The organism is Afipia sp. GW823-FHT06G09 (assembly GCF_058794875.1).
Map to the genome: position 1 here is coordinate 591,142 of NZ_JBXAHF010000001.1, position 18,385 is coordinate 609,526.

The 18,385-nt window shown below is 61.9% G+C and carries 20 protein-coding genes; 15 read left to right on the forward strand and 5 right to left on the reverse strand.

The window, feature by feature from the left end:
* Positions 1-209: 209 nt before the first annotated feature.
* From AC1Q67_RS03020 to AC1Q67_RS03045, 6 genes are all read left to right on the forward strand, one after another.
* Entirely contained in the window at positions 210-1,124 is a 915-nt protein-coding gene (locus tag AC1Q67_RS03020; protein WP_492235260.1) for an ABC transporter permease subunit, read from the forward strand.
* A gap of 8 nt (positions 1,125-1,132) precedes the next feature.
* Complete coding sequence (gene livM / locus AC1Q67_RS03025) at positions 1,133-2,473, forward strand: high-affinity branched-chain amino acid ABC transporter permease LivM (protein WP_492235259.1); 1,341 nt, start codon at positions 1,133-1,135, stop codon at positions 2,471-2,473.
* A complete protein-coding gene (locus tag AC1Q67_RS03030; protein WP_492235258.1) occupies positions 2,473-3,312 on the forward strand; it encodes an ABC transporter ATP-binding protein in 840 nt (279 codons plus the stop codon). The genes livM and AC1Q67_RS03030 overlap by 1 nt, the downstream gene beginning before the upstream one ends.
* Positions 3,309-4,043 carry an ABC transporter ATP-binding protein gene (locus AC1Q67_RS03035; protein WP_492235257.1) on the forward strand — a complete coding sequence of 245 codons (735 nt, stop codon included), beginning with the start codon at positions 3,309-3,311 and terminating at the stop codon, positions 4,041-4,043. The genes AC1Q67_RS03030 and AC1Q67_RS03035 overlap by 4 nt, the downstream gene beginning before the upstream one ends.
* On the forward strand, positions 4,043-4,405 hold the full coding sequence (locus AC1Q67_RS03040) for a DUF6867 family protein (protein ID WP_492235256.1): 363 nt from the start codon (positions 4,043-4,045) through the stop codon (positions 4,403-4,405). The genes AC1Q67_RS03035 and AC1Q67_RS03040 overlap by 1 nt, the downstream gene beginning before the upstream one ends.
* Positions 4,406-4,521: 116 nt before the next feature.
* Positions 4,522-5,637, forward strand: a complete 1,116-nt coding sequence (locus AC1Q67_RS03045; protein WP_492235255.1) for a branched-chain amino acid ABC transporter substrate-binding protein — start codon at positions 4,522-4,524, stop codon at positions 5,635-5,637.
* 64 nt (positions 5,638-5,701) lie between these two features.
* Here the strand turns inward: AC1Q67_RS03045 and AC1Q67_RS03050 are convergent, their stop codons facing one another.
* Positions 5,702-6,436 carry a cytochrome c biogenesis CcdA family protein gene (locus AC1Q67_RS03050; RefSeq protein WP_024574863.1) on the reverse strand — a complete coding sequence of 245 codons (735 nt, stop codon included), beginning with the start codon at positions 6,434-6,436 and terminating at the stop codon, positions 5,702-5,704.
* A 95-nt stretch (positions 6,437-6,531) separates the two neighbouring features.
* On the opposite strand from AC1Q67_RS03050, the gene AC1Q67_RS03055 reads away from it, so the two are divergent.
* Positions 6,532-7,536 (forward strand): P1 family peptidase, encoded by a 1,005-nt coding sequence (locus tag AC1Q67_RS03055; RefSeq protein WP_492235254.1) that lies wholly within the window; start codon positions 6,532-6,534, stop codon positions 7,534-7,536.
* A 181-nt stretch (positions 7,537-7,717) separates the two neighbouring features.
* Positions 7,718-7,987: a hypothetical protein gene (locus AC1Q67_RS03060; protein ID WP_024574861.1), complete on the forward strand. Its 270-nt coding sequence runs from the start codon at positions 7,718-7,720 to the stop codon at positions 7,985-7,987.
* Positions 7,988-8,093: 106 nt separating this feature from the next.
* On the opposite strand, the gene AC1Q67_RS03065 is transcribed toward AC1Q67_RS03060, so the two are convergent.
* On the reverse strand, positions 8,094-9,251 hold the full coding sequence (locus AC1Q67_RS03065) for an outer membrane beta-barrel protein (RefSeq protein WP_492235253.1): 1,158 nt from the start codon (positions 9,249-9,251) through the stop codon (positions 8,094-8,096).
* 133 nt (positions 9,252-9,384) lie between these two features.
* Positions 9,385-10,125: an EF-hand domain-containing protein gene (locus AC1Q67_RS03070; protein WP_492235252.1), complete on the reverse strand. Its 741-nt coding sequence runs from the start codon at positions 10,123-10,125 to the stop codon at positions 9,385-9,387.
* Between the two features lie 270 nt (positions 10,126-10,395).
* Here AC1Q67_RS03070 and rpe point away from each other — a divergent pair, with 270 nt between their 5' ends.
* The 3 genes from rpe to AC1Q67_RS03085 all read left to right on the forward strand — a co-directional run bounded on the left by rpe (position 10,396) and on the right by AC1Q67_RS03085 (position 13,105).
* Entirely contained in the window at positions 10,396-11,097 is a 702-nt protein-coding gene (gene rpe / locus AC1Q67_RS03075) for a ribulose-phosphate 3-epimerase (protein ID WP_492235251.1), read from the forward strand.
* A gap of 103 nt (positions 11,098-11,200) precedes the next feature.
* Positions 11,201-12,505: an adenylosuccinate lyase gene (purB, locus tag AC1Q67_RS03080; RefSeq protein ID WP_492235250.1), complete on the forward strand. Its 1,305-nt coding sequence runs from the start codon at positions 11,201-11,203 to the stop codon at positions 12,503-12,505.
* 60 nt (positions 12,506-12,565) lie between these two features.
* Positions 12,566-13,105, forward strand: a complete 540-nt coding sequence (locus tag AC1Q67_RS03085; protein WP_492235713.1) for an MOSC domain-containing protein — start codon at positions 12,566-12,568, stop codon at positions 13,103-13,105.
* 79 nt (positions 13,106-13,184) lie between these two features.
* Here the strand turns inward: AC1Q67_RS03085 and AC1Q67_RS03090 are convergent, their stop codons facing one another.
* Entirely contained in the window at positions 13,185-14,153 is a 969-nt protein-coding gene (locus AC1Q67_RS03090; protein WP_492235249.1) for a quinone oxidoreductase family protein, read from the reverse strand.
* Positions 14,154-14,250: 97 nt separating this feature from the next.
* Here AC1Q67_RS03090 and AC1Q67_RS03095 point away from each other — a divergent pair, with 97 nt between their 5' ends.
* From AC1Q67_RS03095 to rpsD, 4 genes are all read left to right on the forward strand, one after another.
* A complete protein-coding gene (locus AC1Q67_RS03095; RefSeq protein WP_492235248.1) occupies positions 14,251-14,883 on the forward strand; it encodes a TetR/AcrR family transcriptional regulator in 633 nt (210 codons plus the stop codon).
* A 24-nt stretch (positions 14,884-14,907) separates the two neighbouring features.
* Positions 14,908-15,711: a glutamate racemase gene (murI, locus tag AC1Q67_RS03100; RefSeq protein WP_492235247.1), complete on the forward strand. Its 804-nt coding sequence runs from the start codon at positions 14,908-14,910 to the stop codon at positions 15,709-15,711.
* Between the two features lie 83 nt (positions 15,712-15,794).
* Positions 15,795-16,196, forward strand: coding sequence for a cupin domain-containing protein (locus AC1Q67_RS03105; RefSeq protein WP_492235246.1), 402 nt, complete (start codon positions 15,795-15,797; stop codon positions 16,194-16,196).
* A gap of 196 nt (positions 16,197-16,392) precedes the next feature.
* A complete protein-coding gene (rpsD, locus tag AC1Q67_RS03110; RefSeq protein ID WP_006021331.1) occupies positions 16,393-17,010 on the forward strand; it encodes a 30S ribosomal protein S4 in 618 nt (205 codons plus the stop codon).
* A gap of 69 nt (positions 17,011-17,079) precedes the next feature.
* Here the strand turns inward: rpsD and AC1Q67_RS03115 are convergent, their stop codons facing one another.
* Entirely contained in the window at positions 17,080-18,225 is a 1,146-nt protein-coding gene (locus tag AC1Q67_RS03115; protein ID WP_024574853.1) for a PAS domain-containing protein, read from the reverse strand.
* Positions 18,226-18,385: the final 160 nt, after the last annotated feature.

Here is an 18,385-nt window from a genome sequence, read left to right on the forward strand (position 1 = left end):
CCAACCGCTGGCATCTGCATTGGTTTCAGAGGAACCCGAGGTTCCGGCGTGACCATTTCGCGGCAACGCAAACATCGTGGACGACGACCCCACGCCGCACCCGGTACAGTTGCCGCACCCAGTTCCCGCTGTTAGAAAATGAGACGACGCGACGATCCGGCTGCCGGGGCCTTCGACGTGTCGAGAGATTTGCTCAAACGCGGCAGCCCATGGATTATTTCGCCCAGCAACTCATCAACGGACTGGTGCTAGGCTCGATCTACGGCCTGATCGCGATCGGTTACACGATGGTGTATGGTATCGTCGGCATGATCAATTTCGCCCACGGCGACATTTTCATGATCGGCGGATTCATCGCCCTCATCACGTTCCTCATCCTGGTTTCGATCGGCCTCACGGCCATTCCCGTGATCCTGCTGCTGGTGCTGCTGGTGGCGATGGCCATCACCGCCCTTTACGGCTGGACCGTCGAGCGGATCGCCTACCGTCCATTGCGGCAATCATTCCGCCTCGCGCCGATGCTGTCCGCGATCGGCATGTCGTTCGTCCTGACCAACTACGCGCAGGTGTCGCAAGGCGCGCGCGTCAAGCCGGTGCCTCCTGTCATCACCGGCGGTTACACGCTGTTCGAGAACGACGGTTTCGTGGTGCGGCTGTCGAACATCCAGATCATCGTCGTCGTCACCACCGTCATCCTGCTTGCGATCTTCTCGTGGCTGGTGGCACGCACACGGCTCGGCCGCGACATGCGCGCCTGCGAGCAGGATCAGACCATGGCGGCGCTGCTTGGCGTCGATGTCGACCGCACCATCTCGATGACCTTCGTGATCGGTGCGGCGCTCGCCGCAGTCGCTGGCATGATGTACCTGCTCTATTACGGCGTGGTCGACTTCTTCATGGGCTTCGTCGCCGGCATCAAGGCCTTCACTGCGGCGGTGCTCGGCGGCATCGGCTCCCTGCCCGGCGCGATGCTCGGCGGTCTGCTCATCGGTCTGATCGAGACCTTCTGGTCCGCCTACTTCTCATCCGAATACAAGGACGTCGCGGCGTTCTCGATCCTGATCGTCGTCCTGATCTTTCTTCCGACCGGCCTGCTCGGCCGTCCGGAAGTTGAAAAAGTCTGAGAGGCAGCGTGGCGCGTCCGACCGATCCCGCCGCCCGCGCGCCCAAAGCCGCTGCTGCTGCTCCGTACGGCGTCGCTTTCATTCTCAAGAAATCCCTCATCAGCGCCCTTGTGGCGCTGGTTCTGTTTTCGCTGATGATCGGCATCCGGACCGAAGCCGGACCGGAAGGACAACTGATCTACTGGACGCGGTTCGGTGATCTTGCCGCGCTCGTGGCCGCGGTGTTTTTCGGCAGCATCATCGTCGAATTGCTGCGGCAATGGATCGGTCCATCGAAGAGCATTTCGCTTATTCCTGAATCCGCCAAAGGCGCTGTCGATACTGCCGGCCGTTTTCTCGCCCCGGCGCTTCTTGTCTTTGCCCTGCTGGTGCCGGTGATCTTTTACGATCAGCGCTACATCCTCGATCTCGGCATCCTCGTTCTGACCTATGTCATGCTTGGATGGGGCCTGAACATCGTCGTGGGTCTCGCCGGCCTGCTGGATCTCGGCTACGTCGCGTTCTATGCGGTCGGCGCCTATTCCTACGCGCTGCTGGCGACGACCTTCGGCCTGTCGTTCTGGGCCTGCCTGCCGCTGGCGGGCATTCTCGCCGCCTTCTGGGGCGTGCTGCTGGGCTTCCCGGTGCTACGGCTGCGCGGCGATTATCTCGCCATCGTCACGCTGGCATTCGGCGAAATCATCCGCCTCATCCTGCTTAACTGGCAGCATGTCACCGGCGGCCCGAACGGCATCACCGGCATTCCGCGCCCCTCGTTCTTCGGCATTCCGCTGACCAACACCGACGACGGACTCGCAGCCCTGCTCGGCATTGAGTTCTCGACCACACACCGCGTGGTGTTTTTGTTCTATTTGATCCTGGCGCTCGCGTTGCTGACCAACTGGGTCACCATCCGTCTGCGCCGCCTGCCGATCGGCCGCGCATGGGAAGCATTGCGCGAAGACGAAGTCGCGTGCCGCTCGCTCGGCATCAACACCACCACCACGAAACTCACGGCCTTCGCGACCGGTGCGATGTTCGGTGGATTCGCCGGCGCGTTCTTTGCCACACGTCAGGGTTTCATCAGCCCCGAGTCCTTCACGTTCCACGAATCCGCGCTGGTGCTCGCGATCGTCGTCCTCGGCGGCATGGGCTCCCAGCTCGGCGTCGCCCTCGCCGCACTTGCGATGATCGGCGGTTTTGAACTGTTCAGAGGACTGGAGCAGTTCCGCATGCTGGTGTTCGGCTCGGCCATGGTGCTGCTGATGATCTGGCGCCCACGTGGCCTGATCGGTCACCGCGCACCATCGGTATTTCTGGAGAAGCCGACGCAGATTTCATCCACCGTGGTCAAGGAAGGCCATGGCTGATGGCAGGCACCGGCGACAACATTCTCCACGTCGATCACCTCTCGATGCGCTTCGGCGGAATCATCGCGGTCAACGATCTGTCATTCACGGCGAAGCGCGGCGACATCACGGCACTGATCGGTCCGAATGGCGCGGGCAAGACCACCGTCTTCAACTGCATCACCGGCTTCTACAAGCCGACCACCGGGATGATGCGCCTCGTTCACGAAGATCGCCGCGAGTTCCTGCTGGAGCGGCTGTTCGATTATCGCATCTCCAAGGTCGCGAAGGTCGCGCGCACGTTTCAGAACATCCGGCTGTTCGCGGGTATGACCGCGCTGGAAAACCTGATGGTGGCACAGCACAACACGCTGATGCTGGCGTCCGGCTATACGATTCTTGGTCTTGTCGGCGCACCAAGGTTCCGCCGCGCCGAGGACGAAGCCATCGAACGAGCGCGCTATTGGCTCGACCGCATTGGTTTGACCGCACGCGCTGACGACGCCGCGGGCAACCTGCCCTATGGCGACCAGCGGCGGCTCGAGATCGCGCGCGCCATGTGCTCCGAGCCTGCACTTCTCTGCCTCGACGAGCCAGCGGCTGGGCTGAACGCGCGCGAGAGCGACGAACTGAGCGAATTGCTCCGAGCAATCCGCAAGGATCACGGCACATCGATCCTGCTGATCGAACACGACATGTCGGTGGTGATGGAAATCTCCGACTGCATCTTCGTGCTCGATCACGGGGTCAAGATCGCCGCGGGCACGCCGCGAGAGATCCGCGACGATCCAAGAGTCATCGCCGCGTATCTGGGCGCTGACGAAAAGACCGCCATCGAGGTGATGGAGGGTGGCACATGAGCGAGCCCCTCCTCTCAATTCGCGGACTGGTCGCCGCCTACGGCAACATCGAAGCCCTGAAGGGCGTCGACCTCGACATCAACGCCGGTGAGATCGTGGCTCTGATTGGCGCCAACGGCGCCGGCAAGTCGACGCTGATGATGTCGGTGTTCGGGCGGCCACGCGCGCGCGCCGGCACGATCGAGTTCGACGGCCGGGACATCACCAACGAGCCGACTCACCATGTCGCTCGGCTGCGTATTGCGCAGTCCCCAGAAGGACGGCGCATCTTTCCGCGCATGACGGTGGCGGAAAACCTGCGCATGGGCGCGGACGCCGCTGTCGAGAGCACGGAAGCGGAGCGGAATGAAGATCTCGAACGCGTTTTCACGCTGTTCCCCCGCCTCAAGGAGCGCATCGCACAGCGCGGCGGCACATTATCCGGCGGCGAGCAACAGATGTTGGCGATCGGACGCGCGCTGATGAGCCGTCCAAGGCTTCTGATGCTTGATGAACCGTCGCTTGGCCTCGCTCCGCTGATTGCGCGGCAGATCTTCGACGCTGTCCGCACGCTCAACCGGCAGGACGGCCTGACCGTCCTGATCGTCGAGCAGAATGCCAATCACGCGCTGAAACTGGCGAACCGTGGTTACGTAATGGTCAACGGCTTGATCACGCTCAGCGGAACCGGCGAGGAACTGCTGGCGCGGCCTGAAATCCGCGCTGCGTATCTTGAAGGCGGCAGACACTGATGGGTCAGCTCTACTCCAACGAATCCGTGTTTCAGGTGCTGTTTATCACCCTTGTGCTCGGCGGCGGTTGCGCGCTGCTCGCCGGCCGGGCGATTGCACTGACGTGGCGAAGCATCTGGATTGCGGCGATTGCCATGATTCCGATGGGACTGGCGGTGCGATTCGTGCATTTCGCGCTGTTCAACGAAACCCTCTGGCAGCCGGCGACCTATCTGCTCGAAACCGCAATGCTGATGACCATCTCTTGCCTGGCGTTTCAGCGCACCCGGGCTTCACAGATGGTGAAACAGTATTACTGGCTGTACGAACCGAGCGGCCTCCTTGGCTGGCGGCTGCGGCAAGATGCGCCATCCAACTCCTGAGCAGGTGCCAAAATTGCCGATGACTTGGCGGTAAAATCAGCCGACAATGCGCGGGATTTATTCGCCCAGCGGGCCGTCTGGCCACGCTCCTTCGAGACCTTCATGAGGACTGTCCTATGAAACCGATCCACATCCTTGGCCTCGCACTCGGCGCGTCGATTGCCATGTCGACTGCTGCGTTTGCGCAAGACATTTCCGTCGCCGTCGCCGGCCCGATGACGGGCAGCGAGTCAGCCTTCGGCCGCCAGATGAAGAACGGCGCGGATCTCGCCGTCGCCGACCTGAACGCCGCGGGCGGCGTCAACGGGAAGAAGCTCGCCCTGCAAATCGGTGACGACGCCTGCGATCCGAAGCAGGCGCGTTCGGTAGCCGAGAAGCTCGCAAGCTCGAAGGTGCAGTTCGTCGCCGGTCACTTCTGCTCGTCGTCGTCGATCCCGGCGTCGGAAGCCTACGCGGAAGGCAATGTGCTGCAGATCACCCCGGCCTCGACCAATCCGGTGTTTACCGAGCGCAAGCTGTGGAACGTGCTCCGCGTCTGCGGCCGCGACGACCAGCAGGGCCTTGTCGCCGCGCAGTACATCGTCAAGGCGTTCGCCGGCAAGAACGTCGCCATCCTCAACGACAAGACCACCTACGGAAAGGGTCTTGCGGACGAGACCAAGAAGGCGCTGAACGCCGCCGGCTTCAAGGAAAAGCTGTTTGAATCCTACAACAAGGGCGACAAGGACTTTAACTCCATCGTCTCGCGCCTGAAGCGCGACAACATCGATCTGGTCTATGTCGGGGGCTATCATCAGGAAGCAGGCCTGATCCTGCGTCAGATGCGCGATCAGGGCCTGAAGACGATCCTGATGGCCGGCGATGCGATGAACGACAAGGAGTTCGCCTCGATCACCGGCGCGGCTGCAGAAGGCACGCTGTTCACCTTCGGCCCCGATCCGCGCAACAAGCCGACCGCGAAGGCCATTGTTGAGAAGTTCAAGTCGAAGGGCATCGATCCTGAAGGCTACACACTCTACACCTACGCCTCGTTCCAGGTCTGGTCGCAGGCCGTCAACAAGATCAAGAGCACCGATCCGAAGAAGGTCATCGAGGCCATCAAGGGCGGCGAGTGGGACACCGTGCTGGGCAAGCTGTCGTTCGACGCCAAGGGCGATATCAAGCTGCTCGACTATGTCGTCTACAAGTGGGACGCCAAGGGCAACTACGCCGAACTGAACAAGGGATCGTAAGCATCCCTTTCAACGAACAGCATGATGGTGGCCGGGCTTGCCCGGCCATTTTCTTTGCTGGCCGTTACCCGAAATTCTGCAACGCCGGAAAGGTTTCCAACAGCCAGATGCTCACATCCGTGACTGCGCCGGTAAGGAATCCGATTCCCACCAGAATCATCAGCACGCCCATCACGCGTTCGACGGTGGCGAGATGTTTTTTCATCCGCGCGAGCACTGATGAAAACTGCTCCACCATAAATGCCCCGATCAGGAACGGAATGCCAAGGCCGGCGGAATAGACCGCGAGCAGCCCTGCTCCCTTCGTGACCGTTGTCTCCGACGCCGCCACCGACAGGATTGCCGCGAGGATCGGCCCGATGCATGGCGTCCAGCCGAACGCAAACGCTAAGCCCATGACGTAAGCGCCCCACAGCCCGACAGGCTTGGGAATCGGGAGGCGCCCCTCGCGCATCAGGAAGCCGATCCGTGTGAGCCCGAGGAAGTGCAGCCCCATCAGAATGATCGCGATGCCCGCAACAATCGACAGTTGCGCCGACCACGCGCGGATCAGCCCGCCGACGAGGCTGGCGCTGGCGCCGAGCGCCACGAACACGGTCGAAAATCCCAGCACAAAGATCAGTGCCGACAGCATCACCGCCCGCTTGGACGCCTTCTGCTCCTCGTCGTTGGCGACATGCTCGATGGTCGCGCCCGTCAGATAGATCAGATACGGTGGCACCAGCGGCAGCACGCACGGCGAAAGGAAGCTGATAACGCCGGCGGCGAGCGCGGCGGGGATGGAGACGTCCTGGATCATGCCGCTTATTGCACTGTCGCCCATATGCTATGCAAGCTCCTGTCTCTATCGTTCCGTTTGTTGTGATCGGAACGTGACCGGGAAAGAGAAGCGATATGAAAAACCTGCTCACCGACATCGCCGGCGTCCGCGTTGGCCATGCCCATGACGCGGCGGTCGCATCCGGAGTGACCGCCGTGATATTCGACAGAGCAGCGGTCGCTTCCGCCGATGTTCGTGGCGGCGGCCCGGGCATCCGCGATGGCGCCCTGCTCGAACCGGTCAATACCGTCGAGCGCATCGATGCCATCGCGCTCTCGGGAGGCTCAGCGTTCGGGCTTGAAGCAGGTGGCGGCGTGCAGGCTTGGCTGGCCGAGCAAGGACGAGGCTTCGCGGTCGGCGACACCCTGATCCCGATCGTTCCGGGAGCCGTTCAATTCGACATGCTGAATGGCGGCAACAAGAAATGGGGCCGCTTCCCGCCCTATCGCGATCTGGGATACACGGCGGCAGCCGCTGCGACCGATGGCGCGTTCGCGCTCGGCAGCGTCGGTGCAGGATTCGGCGCGACCACCGCCAATTTCAAAGGAGGACTTGGTTCCGCCTCCGCTGTGATGGCCAACGGCGTACGAGTGGCGGCCATCGCGTCCGTCAATGCCGTCGGCAATGTCAATGTCGGCGATGGACCGTGGTTCTGGGCTGCGCCTTTCGAGCAGAACAACGAATTCGGCGGATATGGCCTGCCGTCTGCGTTCACTGCGGACATGCTCGCGATGCGGCTCAAGGGCGGTCCTGCCGCGACGGCGATCGAAAACACTACACTGGCCATTGTCGTCACCGACGCTATCCTGACGAAGCCGCAGACTCAGCGGCTTGCAATGATCGCGCAGACCGGATTCGCCCGCGCGATCTATCCGGTCCATGCGCCGCTCGACGGCGACATCGTGTTCGCGGCAGCGACCTGCGAGAAAACGATCGATCCGCTATACGGCCTGACCGAACTCGGCGGCGTGGCTGCGAACGTCGTCGCGCGCGCCATCGCGCGCGGCGTCTATGAGGCGAATTCGCTGCCTTTCGCCGGCGCATTGCCGTCGTGGAAAATGCGGTTCGGAAAACTGTGACTGATTTTGCCGTGCGGCTGCTTACGTATTTGTCCGTAAGTAGTCACGCATCATGCTGTCGCAAAATGCAGAAAACCCCTGCCGTTTAAGGTTATCTTTCCCTTTCGATTGCAGTCGGCATTCTCCGCAATACGGTCCGCGGCGTGCACAACGTCGTGCACGTAACAGTGGAGAAAACGTCATGAAGAAAATGCTGTGCCTGGCCGTTGTCGCGACTGCGTTCATCAGTGCCCCCGCCCTCGCAGGAGGTGGTGGCGGCGGCAAGGGTCTGAACGTGGGAGCGAACGTGCTTACCGGCAAGGGCGGCGTGCTCGGCCTGCTTGACGGCCGGGGCGCTCTCGTCGTCAACGCGGCGGTCACCACCGGCAAAGGCGGCGTCCTCGGCGCCGTGCTCGGCAAAGGCGGCGCCCTTGGCGGGCTGCTCGGAGGCGGCTGCGGCTGCGGGCACTGACGTCTAGACCACTGCAAGACCGCGAATGAGTTCCCCCACATCCCAAGTCTCATTCGCGCGGCAGCCTGGTCCGGCACTCCCCCTGCTCGATCAGGCTGCTGCCACCCTAACTTTTGGTGACAGGTTTGTCCTTCAACACATCTTTCGCTCCGTCCTTTGCGAAGGGTGAAAACTTCTTCGTCAGCGACGATGAGATAACGAACGCGCTGGCTTTCTCACCCGAGATCAATGTGCCTTGCGCGCGCGTGAGATCGAGGCCGATCGCATAACCATTTCCAAGATCGTGCGACGCGCCGATTCCGTAGGTCACCGTCTGCGCGCTGAAGCGCGAATCCAGGTAGTCGGTGGTGGCGTAGCCGATCGCCGCCGTCAGGGTCAGTTGCGGCTCAACCAGCCAGCTCCCCTTCGCTGTATAGGCTGTATCGATTGTGATCGGCGAGATCGGAAATGTGGTCTCTCCGGCCCGGCGGTAGGCAGCGAGATCGATTGTAAACGCCGCAATCCGCCAGGACAGACTGGCATCGAACAGCGTCGTATTCACGTTGGTAAAATCGACGTCGTGGAACGTCGCATACAACTGGGAGAGCGAGCCGAACACCGTGATGTCCTTGTCCTGATACTTCGCGAACAGAAACGGCTGCACGCGCTCGTTATCACGACGATAGCCGAAATCATCCAGTTCCTTTTGATAGCGCCGCACCGACAGGTTGACCGACGCTCCAACCTCGAACCTGTCGGCAACATAGGCGACGCCCGGGATCAGCGTGCCCCGCAAATAGACCTGTGGATTGGGCAGAAAGTCCTGAAAGATCGCGTTGGTCTGGTTCAGGCTCGAACGGGCACCCTCGACCGTCGTGAAAACCTTCACGGAGCCGAACTTCGCTTCGCCCTTCACCGACTGCACGAAATCCGACGAGCGGAGATTGTAGGTGTTGGTATCGGCGATAGTCGTGGTAGCCGCGATGCTGGCATCGTCACCGCCGTACGTTCCTCGCAGCACAACCTTTCCCGCCAATGCAGGCACGGCCAACGGATTTGCGTACTGCGTCGTGCTCGCTTCCGCGGCGACACCGTAACTGTAGTCTTTCTCCCTGGTGCCGGCGGCAAGCGCAGTGTCCGTTCCGATGAAAGCGCTGCCGCCAATTCCACTGCCGGTCGAGAATTGCGGATTGGTGTCGTATCCGCCGCGCAACCGCAGCGACGCGACGAAGTCGTCCTCGGCATGAGCGCTGCACGCAACAACACCGATGATGGCAGCGCTCACCCATTTCTTCAGCACAACATGCACCCTCGCAACGAATTCGCGTGGGTGTCATTACCGGGCTGGTGTGGTTAGCGACTGATGAAAATCGCACTTTTGTGCGTAGTGCTACCGATGCAGACGGTATCCGCTACCGTCAGATTTTGACGGAGACGGACTGTTTCGCTGCGGCGGCAAGAGAGTCGGCCTGACGCTGCACCATCCGCTCGACCAGATTGTATTGCGACGACGCGCTGCTCGACGAGCCCGAAGCCGCAGGCTGGCTGATGGTGATTTTCGACCCGTCAGCGTAGGTCAGCGTGGTGGTGATCGAACCGTCGCTGTTCGTGGTCGAAGTGCTCGAAGCGCTCTGGAGCGCCTGCATCAGCGCATCTGCGCCGCCACCGGTCTGATGCGCGTGAGGATGACCGCGGCCCTTGCCCTTCAGCGCCGTTGCCATCTCGTCGAGGTTCACCGAGCCGTCGCCATCGGCATCCATCTTGCTGAAGACGTTATCAGCGGCTGCGATATTGGTGCCGCCCGCACCGAGCTTGTCCTCGAATTCGGCTTTGGTGATCTTGCCGTCACCATTGGTGTCGATCTGCGCGAACAAGTCCTTCAGCGCGTCGGACGGACTGGCCTTGCCGGAAGAATCCTGTGCTGACAGCAGCGCATTGAATGTCGATGGCGAGAGCGCTCCCGCCGGAGCCGGGCCAGTCGAGGATACAGATGTTACGCTCTGCGTGCTGCTGTTGGATCCGATCACATCAAACAGCGAATTCGTTTGCTTGACGCCCGTCGTCGAGCCCGATTTCGCAGGCGTCAGCGAGGACAGCAGATCCAGTGCTGTTCCGGCGGCGGCAGCGGCAGCTCCAACGGCACCTGCGGCAAAAAACATCGCAATACTCCCCGAGACCGCGCACGCGGCCTGATCGTCCGCCTGTTATCCAGCAATTGCCGTGCCGCTGCGGAAACCCAGCAAATCTGGGGCTTTCATGCACCCGAGGACACGATCTGACGCGGCAATTTCTGCCGCCACGGGCAGGATTTGCCGCGTGCCGCGCGTGGTTCCTGTGCATGCCGCATGGGTTACATTGCCCACACACGGGTGGCGTGTTAGGCGAAACACCTGATCCCTGCTGCGCCAAGGGCAACACCGGAAACCGCCATGTCCCAACCCTTCGCACCCCGTCCGCTGATCATCGCGCCATCGATCCTGGCATCTGATTTCTCGAAGCTCGGCGAGGAAGTCCGCTCCGTCGATCAGGCCGGCGCCGACTGGATCCACCTCGACGTGATGGACGGCCACTTCGTGCCGAACATTTCCTACGGTCCCGACGTCATCAAGGCGATGCGCCCGCACTCGAAGAAAATCTTCGACACGCATCTGATGATCGCGCCGTGCGATCCGTATCTCGAAGCCTTCGCCAAGGCCGGCTCCGACATCATCACCGTGCACGCCGAAGCCGGGCCGCATCTGCATCGCTCGCTGCAGGCGATCCGCGCGCTCGGCAAGAAGGCCGGCGTGTCGCTTAATCCGGCAACGCCTGCGAGTGCCATCGAGTACGTGATCGACATGATCGATCTCGTGCTGGTGATGTCGGTCAATCCCGGCTTCGGCGGTCAGTCGTTCATTCCCGCCGTGCTGGAGAAGATCTCACAGGTTCGCGCCATGTGCGCCGGACGACCGATCGACATCGAGGTCGACGGCGGCGTCACCGCCGCCAATGCCGCGGAAATTGCGGCCGCTGGCGCCAACGCGCTGGTCGCCGGATCGGCTGTGTTCAAGGGCGGTACACTGGACAGCTACAAGGCGAATATTTCCGCGATCCGCGGTGCAGCGGCGTCCGCGCGCGGCGAAGCGATTTAGGCCCAAAAGGCCTGATTTTCCGCACAGAACTGCACCTCAAGGGTGGCCTCGCGGGATACGATCTGCTAAAGCGCGGCGTAATCCCCAACCCTGCGAGTTCGCGATGATTCCCCGTTATTCCCGCCCCGAAATGGTCTCCATTTGGGAGCCGCAGACGCGTTTCAAGATCTGGTTCGAGATCGAGGCGCATGCCGCCGACGCGCTGGCCGAACTGGGCGTGATCCCGAAGGACGCCGCAAAGACGATCTGGGCCAAGGCCAAGGATGCGGTGTTCAATGTCGAGCGGATCGACGAGATCGAGCGCGAGACCAAACACGACGTCATCGCCTTCCTGACGCATCTGGCGGAAATCGTCGGGCCCGAAGCGCGCTTCGTGCATCAGGGCATGACCTCGTCGGACGTGCTCGACACCTGCCTCAATGTGCAGCTTGCGCGCGCCGCCGACATCTTGATCGCCGACACCGACAAGGTGCTCGCCGCGCTGAAGACCCGCGCATTCGAACACAAGATGACGCCGACCATCGGCCGCTCGCACGGCATTCACGCCGAGCCGGTGACCTTCGGCCTCAAGCTCGCTTACGCCTATGCGGAATTCACCCGCGCGAAAGAGCGCCTCATCGCCGCGCGCAAGGAAATCGCCACCTGCGCCATTTCCGGCGCGGTCGGCACCTTCGCGCAAATCGACCCGCGCGTCGAAGCGCATGTCGCCAAGGCCATGGGCCTCGCCGTCGAGCCGATCTCAACGCAGGTGATCCCGCGCGACCGGCACGCGATGTTCTTCGCAACGCTTGGTGTTGTCGCATCATCGGTCGAGCGTCTCGCCACCGAGATCCGCCACATGCAACGCACCGAAGTGCTGGAAGCCGAGGAATTCTTCTCCGAAGGTCAGAAGGGCTCGTCGGCAATGCCGCACAAGCGCAACCCGGTGCTGACGGAAAACCTCACCGGCCTCGCGCGCATCGTCCGCTCCGCCGTGACACCCGCGCTGGAGAACGTTGTGCTCTGGCATGAGCGCGACATCTCGCACTCCTCCGTCGAGCGCATGATCGGCCCGGACGCCACGGTGACGCTGGACTTTGCACTCAACCGCCTCGCGGGCGTCGTCGAAAAGCTGTTGGTCTATCCGGCCAACATGCAGAAGAATCTCGATCGCCTCGGCGGCCTCGTTCATTCGCAGCGGCTGCTGATTGCGCTGACGCAGAAAGGCGCATCGCGCGAGGACGCCTACAAGCTGGTCCAGCGCAACGCGATGCCGGTCTGGCGCGGCGAAGGCGACTTCCAGTCGCTTCTGAAGAAGGACGCCGACGTGAAGAAATATCTGTCGGACAAGGAGATCGAGGAGCAATTTGATCTCGCGTATCACTTCAAGCACGTCGATACGATCTTCAAGCGCGTGTTCGGAGCATGATTCCGAAAAGTGGGCACCGGTTTCGGAATCATGCCCATCAATAAAGGGCCTCCTAACCTGATGGGTGTCGTCACCGCAGTCAGCCTTCGCAAAGGCCACCATTTCAGCAAGACGAACTCGCTGAGCATCCGCCTGCTGAAAGGCCTCGGTGTCGACGGTGATGCACATATGGGCGAGACGGTGAAACACCGCTCACGGGTCGCGAAAGACCCGACCCTGCCGAACCTGCGTCAGGTCCACCTGATCCACGAGGAGCTGTTCGACGAACTGGCTCCGAAAAGCTTTGTCGTGCGGCCCGGCGAGATGGGCGAGAATGTCACCACCCGCGGCATCGACCTGCTCGGCCTTCCATCCGGCACCCGGCTGCACCTGGGCGAAAGCGCTGTGGTCGAGATCACTGGCCTGCGCAATCCCTGCATCCAGATCGACCGCTTTCAGAAGGGTTTGATGGCTGCGACCTTGGACAGGGACTCAGGCGGCAAGCTGATCCGCAAGGCCGGAGTCATGAGCATCGTGCTGGCAGAGGGCGACGTCCGGCCGGGCGATCCCATCCGGATGGAATTGCCGGACGGTCCGCACCGGGCGCTCGAACCCGTCTGAAGTGCGGAAACACGTCAGATGTGAGTGCCCGGCATAGAGCCGGGCATGACGGATCATTCGGACGTTTCCGCGCCGAACGTCAGTCGGCGATTTTCAGGATAACCTTGCCGAACGGCCGCTCCTCGATCAGGTATTGAAGCGCCTTCGCCGCCTCCTCCAGCGGGAAAATGCGCGCCACCGGCGGCTTGACCGTGCCCTTCACAAGCAGCGGCGAGATCACGTCCCACGCGGCTTGAATCTCCTGACGCGTGGACCGGAACAGGCTAAATCCGGTGACCGAGAGATCCTTCCAGATGATGTCCGTCACATCGATCGTGGTATTGCGGCCTGCCGAATAGCCGAGCGTCACCAGCGATCCTCCCATGGCCATGGCCTTGAGCGCTTCGCTCGTGATGGTGCCGCCAATGGCATCGATTACCACGTCGATGCCAGCACCATCGGTCAGTCTCCGCACGCCTTGCGCGAGCGACTCTGCGGACAGATCGACAACGTTATCGTAGCCGCGCTCACGCGCCTGCTCGGCCTTCGCCTTGCTGCCCGCCGTTGAAACCACTTTCGACGCGCCGAGCGCCCTGGCAAGCTGATAGGTGGCGTTGCCGACAGCGCCGCCGATCGCAGGCGCGAGCACCGATTTGCCCGCCGTAAAACCCGCCTGCTGCAGCGTCAGATAGGCCGACAGATAACCGACGACGGCTGCGGTTGCGGTGACGTCGTCGACGCCGTCAGGGATGGGCTGCAGTTCCTCAGCCTTGATCTGTACATATTCCTGCCAGCTCCCGTTGCCGAATGGAGCGGTGAACATCACGCGCGCGCCCACTGGCAGCGACGACGGGCCGCTATGCGTGACAACGCCCGCGCCCTCGTTGCCGAATACGGCCGGAGGCTTGGCGCGCGGATGCCCCCCGGACAGAATGGTGTGATCGAGCGGGTTCACGCCTGCCGCTAGCAGGCGGACGGTTACCAGGTCCCGGCTCGGCGCAAGGTTCTCGCGTTCGACTAGCCGCAACCCCGAAAATCCCGTGAATTCAAATGCTTCGATGACGCGCATCAGCTCGCTCCAATAAAGTTACAGACCTGTCTGTAACTTGCATATAGTTACAAACCTGTTACATTGTCAACTTCAACTGACGAACCCGAGCAGGCCTTTGAGCGAACTGGAATTATCCCGGCCCCGCCGCGGCGCCCCCCGAAAGACCGACGCAACGGCCAGAGAGCGGATCATGTCCGTGGCCGCTGACCTGTTTTACCGGGAAGGCATCCGTGCGACGGGCGTTGACCGGATCGTCGAGGTGTCAGGGGTGTCGAAGACCAGCCTCTATCGGGTTTTCCAGTCGAAGGACGAACTGATCGCGGCCTACGCGGAAGCCCACGACCAACGGTTCTGGGACAAATGGAATAAGGCCGCCGAGGCTCATCGGGACAGCCCGCTCGATCAGATCAATGCCGCCCTCGACGACGTGGCGGAGAGCATCGCGCGCCCGGCGTATCGCGGCTGCCCGATGATCAATCTGGCGGTGGAAATTCCCGACGAAACTCATCCGGCACGCATCATGGCCTCCGCCAACAAGATGCGGCTCAAGACCGAGCTTGAGCGGCTTGCGGCACAGCTGTCCGTCGCCAATCCGGGATGGATCGCCGAGCAAATTATGCTGCTGGTCAACGGAGCTTATGCCTCTGGCAGCATCGACCCGCGCTCAGTCAGCGGGGAACGGCTGAAGAGCGCCGCCGCTGCCATCATTCGGGCAGGCCGGACTGGCGTTAAAACAACTGAATCGTAACGGCTCTTTCGATACACTCCCGCCGTGTCCCGTGTTCCGACCATCCTGGTTTTCGATTCCGGCCTCGGCGGATTGACCGTTTTCCGCGAGATCGTGAAACTGCGGCCGGGCGCGCGTTATACATACGTCGCGGACGACGCCTATTTCCCCTACGGCCAGCACACCGAGGACGAGATCATTGCGCGGGTCGTGCCGCTGGTCGGAGACCTGATTGCCAAGCACACGCCAGACCTTGTGGTCATCGCCTGCAATACCGCCTCAACGCTGGTGATGACGCACCTGCGCCAAGCCTACACCGTCCCGTTCGTCGGCACCGTGCCCGCCATCAAGCCGGCTTGCGCGTCCTCTCAGACCAAGCGCGTTTCGGTGCTCGGCACCAAGGGCACCGTGAAACGCGAGTACACGAAGAAACTCATCGCAGACTTCGCGCAGGGCTGCGACGTGACGCTGGTCGGCGCGGAAAATCTGGCGAGCCTCGCGGAAGCTGCCTTGCGCGGCGAGCGCGTCAGCGACGAAGCCATCGCCGCCGAAATCGCACCCTGTTTCCTCAACGGCCAAAATGGTGATGGAGCGCGGACAGACACCGTCGTGCTGGCCTGCACGCACTATCCTTTGCTGATCGACCAGATGGTCGCCCTCGCCCCCTGGGGCGTGGACTGGATTGACCCCGCGCCTGCCATCGCCCGGCGGGTCGGTGATCTGCTCGGCTCCGCCAACGGCGCTGGCGAAACGCACGATGCGCGAATCTTGTTCACGTCGGGACAAGCGCCCTCGCCGGTTCTGGCCAAGGCACTTGCGCCGCTGTTCGGCGCCAGCCTTGTGAACTGAGAACCTCCCTTCCGCCGGTAACATTGGGCTGCTAGCCTCCCGCGCGATCTGTTCCGAAAGAGAACAGCGAAAGGGAGATACACATGCTCAGGAAGACAGTGCTTTGCGTCTCGGTTCTCGCGCTCGCCGGCATCGGCGCAGCCCTCGCACAACAGCCGCCCGCAGGGATCAAGCGCACACCATTGCAGACGGTCTCGTTCCCGGAGGGCTACAACACCGTCACCGGCCTCGCCGAGCTGGCGCCCGGAACCAAGGCTGGCCGCCATACCCATCCGGGCATCGAAACCGGCTATGTCCTGGAAGGCGAACTGGTGCTGTCTATCGACGGGCAGCCCGACAAGACGCTGAAGGCAGGTGATTCCTACCAAATCCCGGCCGGCGCGGTGCATGACGCCGCCGTTCATGGCGATAAGCCTATGAAAGTACTGGGAGTTTATGTGGTGGACAAGACCAAGCCTCTGGCCTCTCCGGCTCCGGCAAAATAGCCGAACTGTTTGACTTGGCGGCCTTTTCTACCTATGAACACGTTGCTCGCGGGCCGGTTTTCGGCCCGCGTTGCGTTTCGCGACCCGTGGTCCTCCCCATCAAGCTTATGAGGCGGACCTGTCAGCACCGGGATCATATCCCGCTGCACAGGAGGGCGCGTTTCCTCAAAACCCACGTTCAAAGAAAGAGGACGCGATGACTAAGCGTAGTGAGGCGAAGTATAAAATCGATCGCCGTATGGGCCAGAACATCTGGGGCCGCCCGAAGAGCCCCGTCAACAAGCGTGAATACGGCCCCGGCCAGCACGGCCAGCGCCGCAAAGGCAAGCTCTCCGACTTCGGCACGCAGCTCCGCGCCAAGCAGAAGCTGAAGGGCTATTACGCCAACATTTCCGAGCGTCAGTTCCACGCGATCTACGTCGAAGCCAGCCGCCTGAAGGGCGACTCGGGCGAGAACCTGATCGGCCTGCTCGAGCGCCGCCTCGACACCGTGGTGTACCGCGCGAAGTTCGTGGCCACCATGTTCGCCGCACGCCAGTTCATCAACCACGGCCACATCAAGGTGAACGGCAAGCGCGTCAACATCGCCAGCTACAAGGTGAAGGTCGGCGACGTCGTCGAGATCAAGGAATCGTCCAAGCAACTCGCCTTCGTGCTCGAAGCCAACCAGCTCGGCGAACGCGACACGCCTGACTATCTCGAAGTCGATCACGGCAAGCAGACTGCCAAGGTCGTGCGCGTTCCGGGTCTTTCGGAAGTGCCGTTCCCGGTTCAGATGGAACCGCACCTCATCATCGAATTCTATTCGCGCTAATTCCTCAGCGCGGATTACAGAAAGCGAAAGGCCGCCCCACAGGGCGGCCTTTTTCTTTGGCTGATCGCATCAGGTGGAGGATACCGGATTGGGTTCGGCCAAAGCGAAATCCCGCAACAGGCGCACCGCGATCCGCACCACTTCGGCCTGTGTCTTGGCTCCGGTGCGCGACAGCGCACTCCGCAGATGGAATCGCGCGGTGTGAATCGTGACGCCTTCGCTTTCGGCGAAGGTCTTGAGATCGTGATCAGCCGCCAGAGCCGCGACCAACCGCGCGGCTCCCTTGGACAGCCCAAGCCCCTGCTCCAGAATTTCGGACGTATTGGCAGATCCGGAATCGGGATCGTGGACGACAACGATCGCGCCACGCGGCCCGCCGCGCTCCCAGTCGGATTGCATCGCCGACGCCGGAGACGGCGCGACCAGCACAACATAGTCCCGTCCCTTGGTGCGCGGTACGGCAACCACGCCGCCGGCACCACCGCCTGCGACATTGATCAACAGCGCATCAAAGCGTCGGCGCGCGTCAGTATGGGTGACCAGAGGCTTGCCCATCCGGCCAAGCACGAAGCCGTCGCTCTGCTGCGTGAGAGCGTGCATCGCCGCGTTGACGAAGAGCACCTCCCCGTCGGCCGCCAGCAACATCAGGCCGGCCTGCAGCCGGTCGAGCGTCGCCTGCAAGCCGACATTCCGTGAATCGATCCGGAAGAACGTGCGGCGCAATTGCAGCGCACGCGTGATATGCGGCATGAGCTGTTCGAGATATGCGGCCTCCTCTTCAGTGAAGGCAGGACGATCGTCCCCGCGAATCAGCGCGATCATCGCGAAGTTTCCGTCACTCGAATAAAGCGGTCCGCCCAGGGTCTCGATCAGGCCGATCGGCTTGAAGAACTCGATATAAAAGGGATCGACAGCACGCTCTTCCGCCGTGAACAGCTTGTTCGTGGTCATCGCGCGTCCGGCAGGCAGAGCGAGAAAGCGGGCCGGCGCGGGATCGATCTGGGCATATTTCTCGACATAAAGCTGCAGACTCTGCTGCAGCGTGCCCGAGGTCTCGACAAAACTTGCCGTCGGATCGCGTGCGTCAACCATCACCAGCACGGCGCTGCGGCAACCGAACATGTTCTGGATCAGTCCCAGCGCGAGAGTGAGTTGGCTGCTGTCGGAAACACCCTGATAGAGCGCGTCCAGAAATTTGCCTTCGGCCTCGCTCACGACCACCCCGCCGCACCCGCTGTGGAAAGCTAAAATGGCATAGCCATTTAAAACTAACCCTATTCATTTGAATAGTGCGTTGCTCCCATACCTTTGGCACCGTTTTTCCATTGCGGGTGGAACGTGGGGCGATTGTGACAAAGTCTATTGGTGGGACGCG

Excerpts from the sequence above, each read along its gene's own strand:
- AC1Q67_RS03020 (WP_492235260.1), top strand. The coding sequence starts at position 210 with ATGGATTATTTCGCCCAGCAACTCATCAACGGACTGGTGCTAGGCTCG.
- AC1Q67_RS03030 (WP_492235258.1), top strand. The coding sequence starts at position 2,473 with ATGGCAGGCACCGGCGACAACATTCTCCACGTCGATCACCTCTCGATG.
- AC1Q67_RS03035 (WP_492235257.1), top strand. The coding sequence starts at position 3,309 with ATGAGCGAGCCCCTCCTCTCAATTCGCGGACTGGTCGCCGCCTACGGC.
- AC1Q67_RS03040 (WP_492235256.1), top strand. The coding sequence starts at position 4,043 with ATGGGTCAGCTCTACTCCAACGAATCCGTGTTTCAGGTGCTGTTTATC.
- AC1Q67_RS03045 (WP_492235255.1), top strand. The coding sequence starts at position 4,522 with ATGAAACCGATCCACATCCTTGGCCTCGCACTCGGCGCGTCGATTGCC.
- AC1Q67_RS03050 (WP_024574863.1), bottom strand. The coding sequence starts at position 6,436 with ATGATCCAGGACGTCTCCATCCCCGCCGCGCTCGCCGCCGGCGTTATC.
- AC1Q67_RS03055 (WP_492235254.1), top strand. The coding sequence starts at position 6,532 with ATGAAAAACCTGCTCACCGACATCGCCGGCGTCCGCGTTGGCCATGCC.
- AC1Q67_RS03060 (WP_024574861.1), top strand. The coding sequence starts at position 7,718 with ATGAAGAAAATGCTGTGCCTGGCCGTTGTCGCGACTGCGTTCATCAGT.
- AC1Q67_RS03070 (WP_492235252.1), bottom strand. The coding sequence starts at position 10,125 with ATGTTTTTTGCCGCAGGTGCCGTTGGAGCTGCCGCTGCCGCCGCCGGA.
- rpe (WP_492235251.1), top strand. The coding sequence starts at position 10,396 with ATGTCCCAACCCTTCGCACCCCGTCCGCTGATCATCGCGCCATCGATC.
- purB (WP_492235250.1), top strand. The coding sequence starts at position 11,201 with ATGATTCCCCGTTATTCCCGCCCCGAAATGGTCTCCATTTGGGAGCCG.
- AC1Q67_RS03085 (WP_492235713.1), top strand. The coding sequence starts at position 12,566 with ATGGGTGTCGTCACCGCAGTCAGCCTTCGCAAAGGCCACCATTTCAGC.
- AC1Q67_RS03090 (WP_492235249.1), bottom strand. The coding sequence starts at position 14,153 with ATGCGCGTCATCGAAGCATTTGAATTCACGGGATTTTCGGGGTTGCGG.
- AC1Q67_RS03105 (WP_492235246.1), top strand. The coding sequence starts at position 15,795 with ATGCTCAGGAAGACAGTGCTTTGCGTCTCGGTTCTCGCGCTCGCCGGC.
- rpsD (WP_006021331.1), top strand. The coding sequence starts at position 16,393 with ATGACTAAGCGTAGTGAGGCGAAGTATAAAATCGATCGCCGTATGGGC.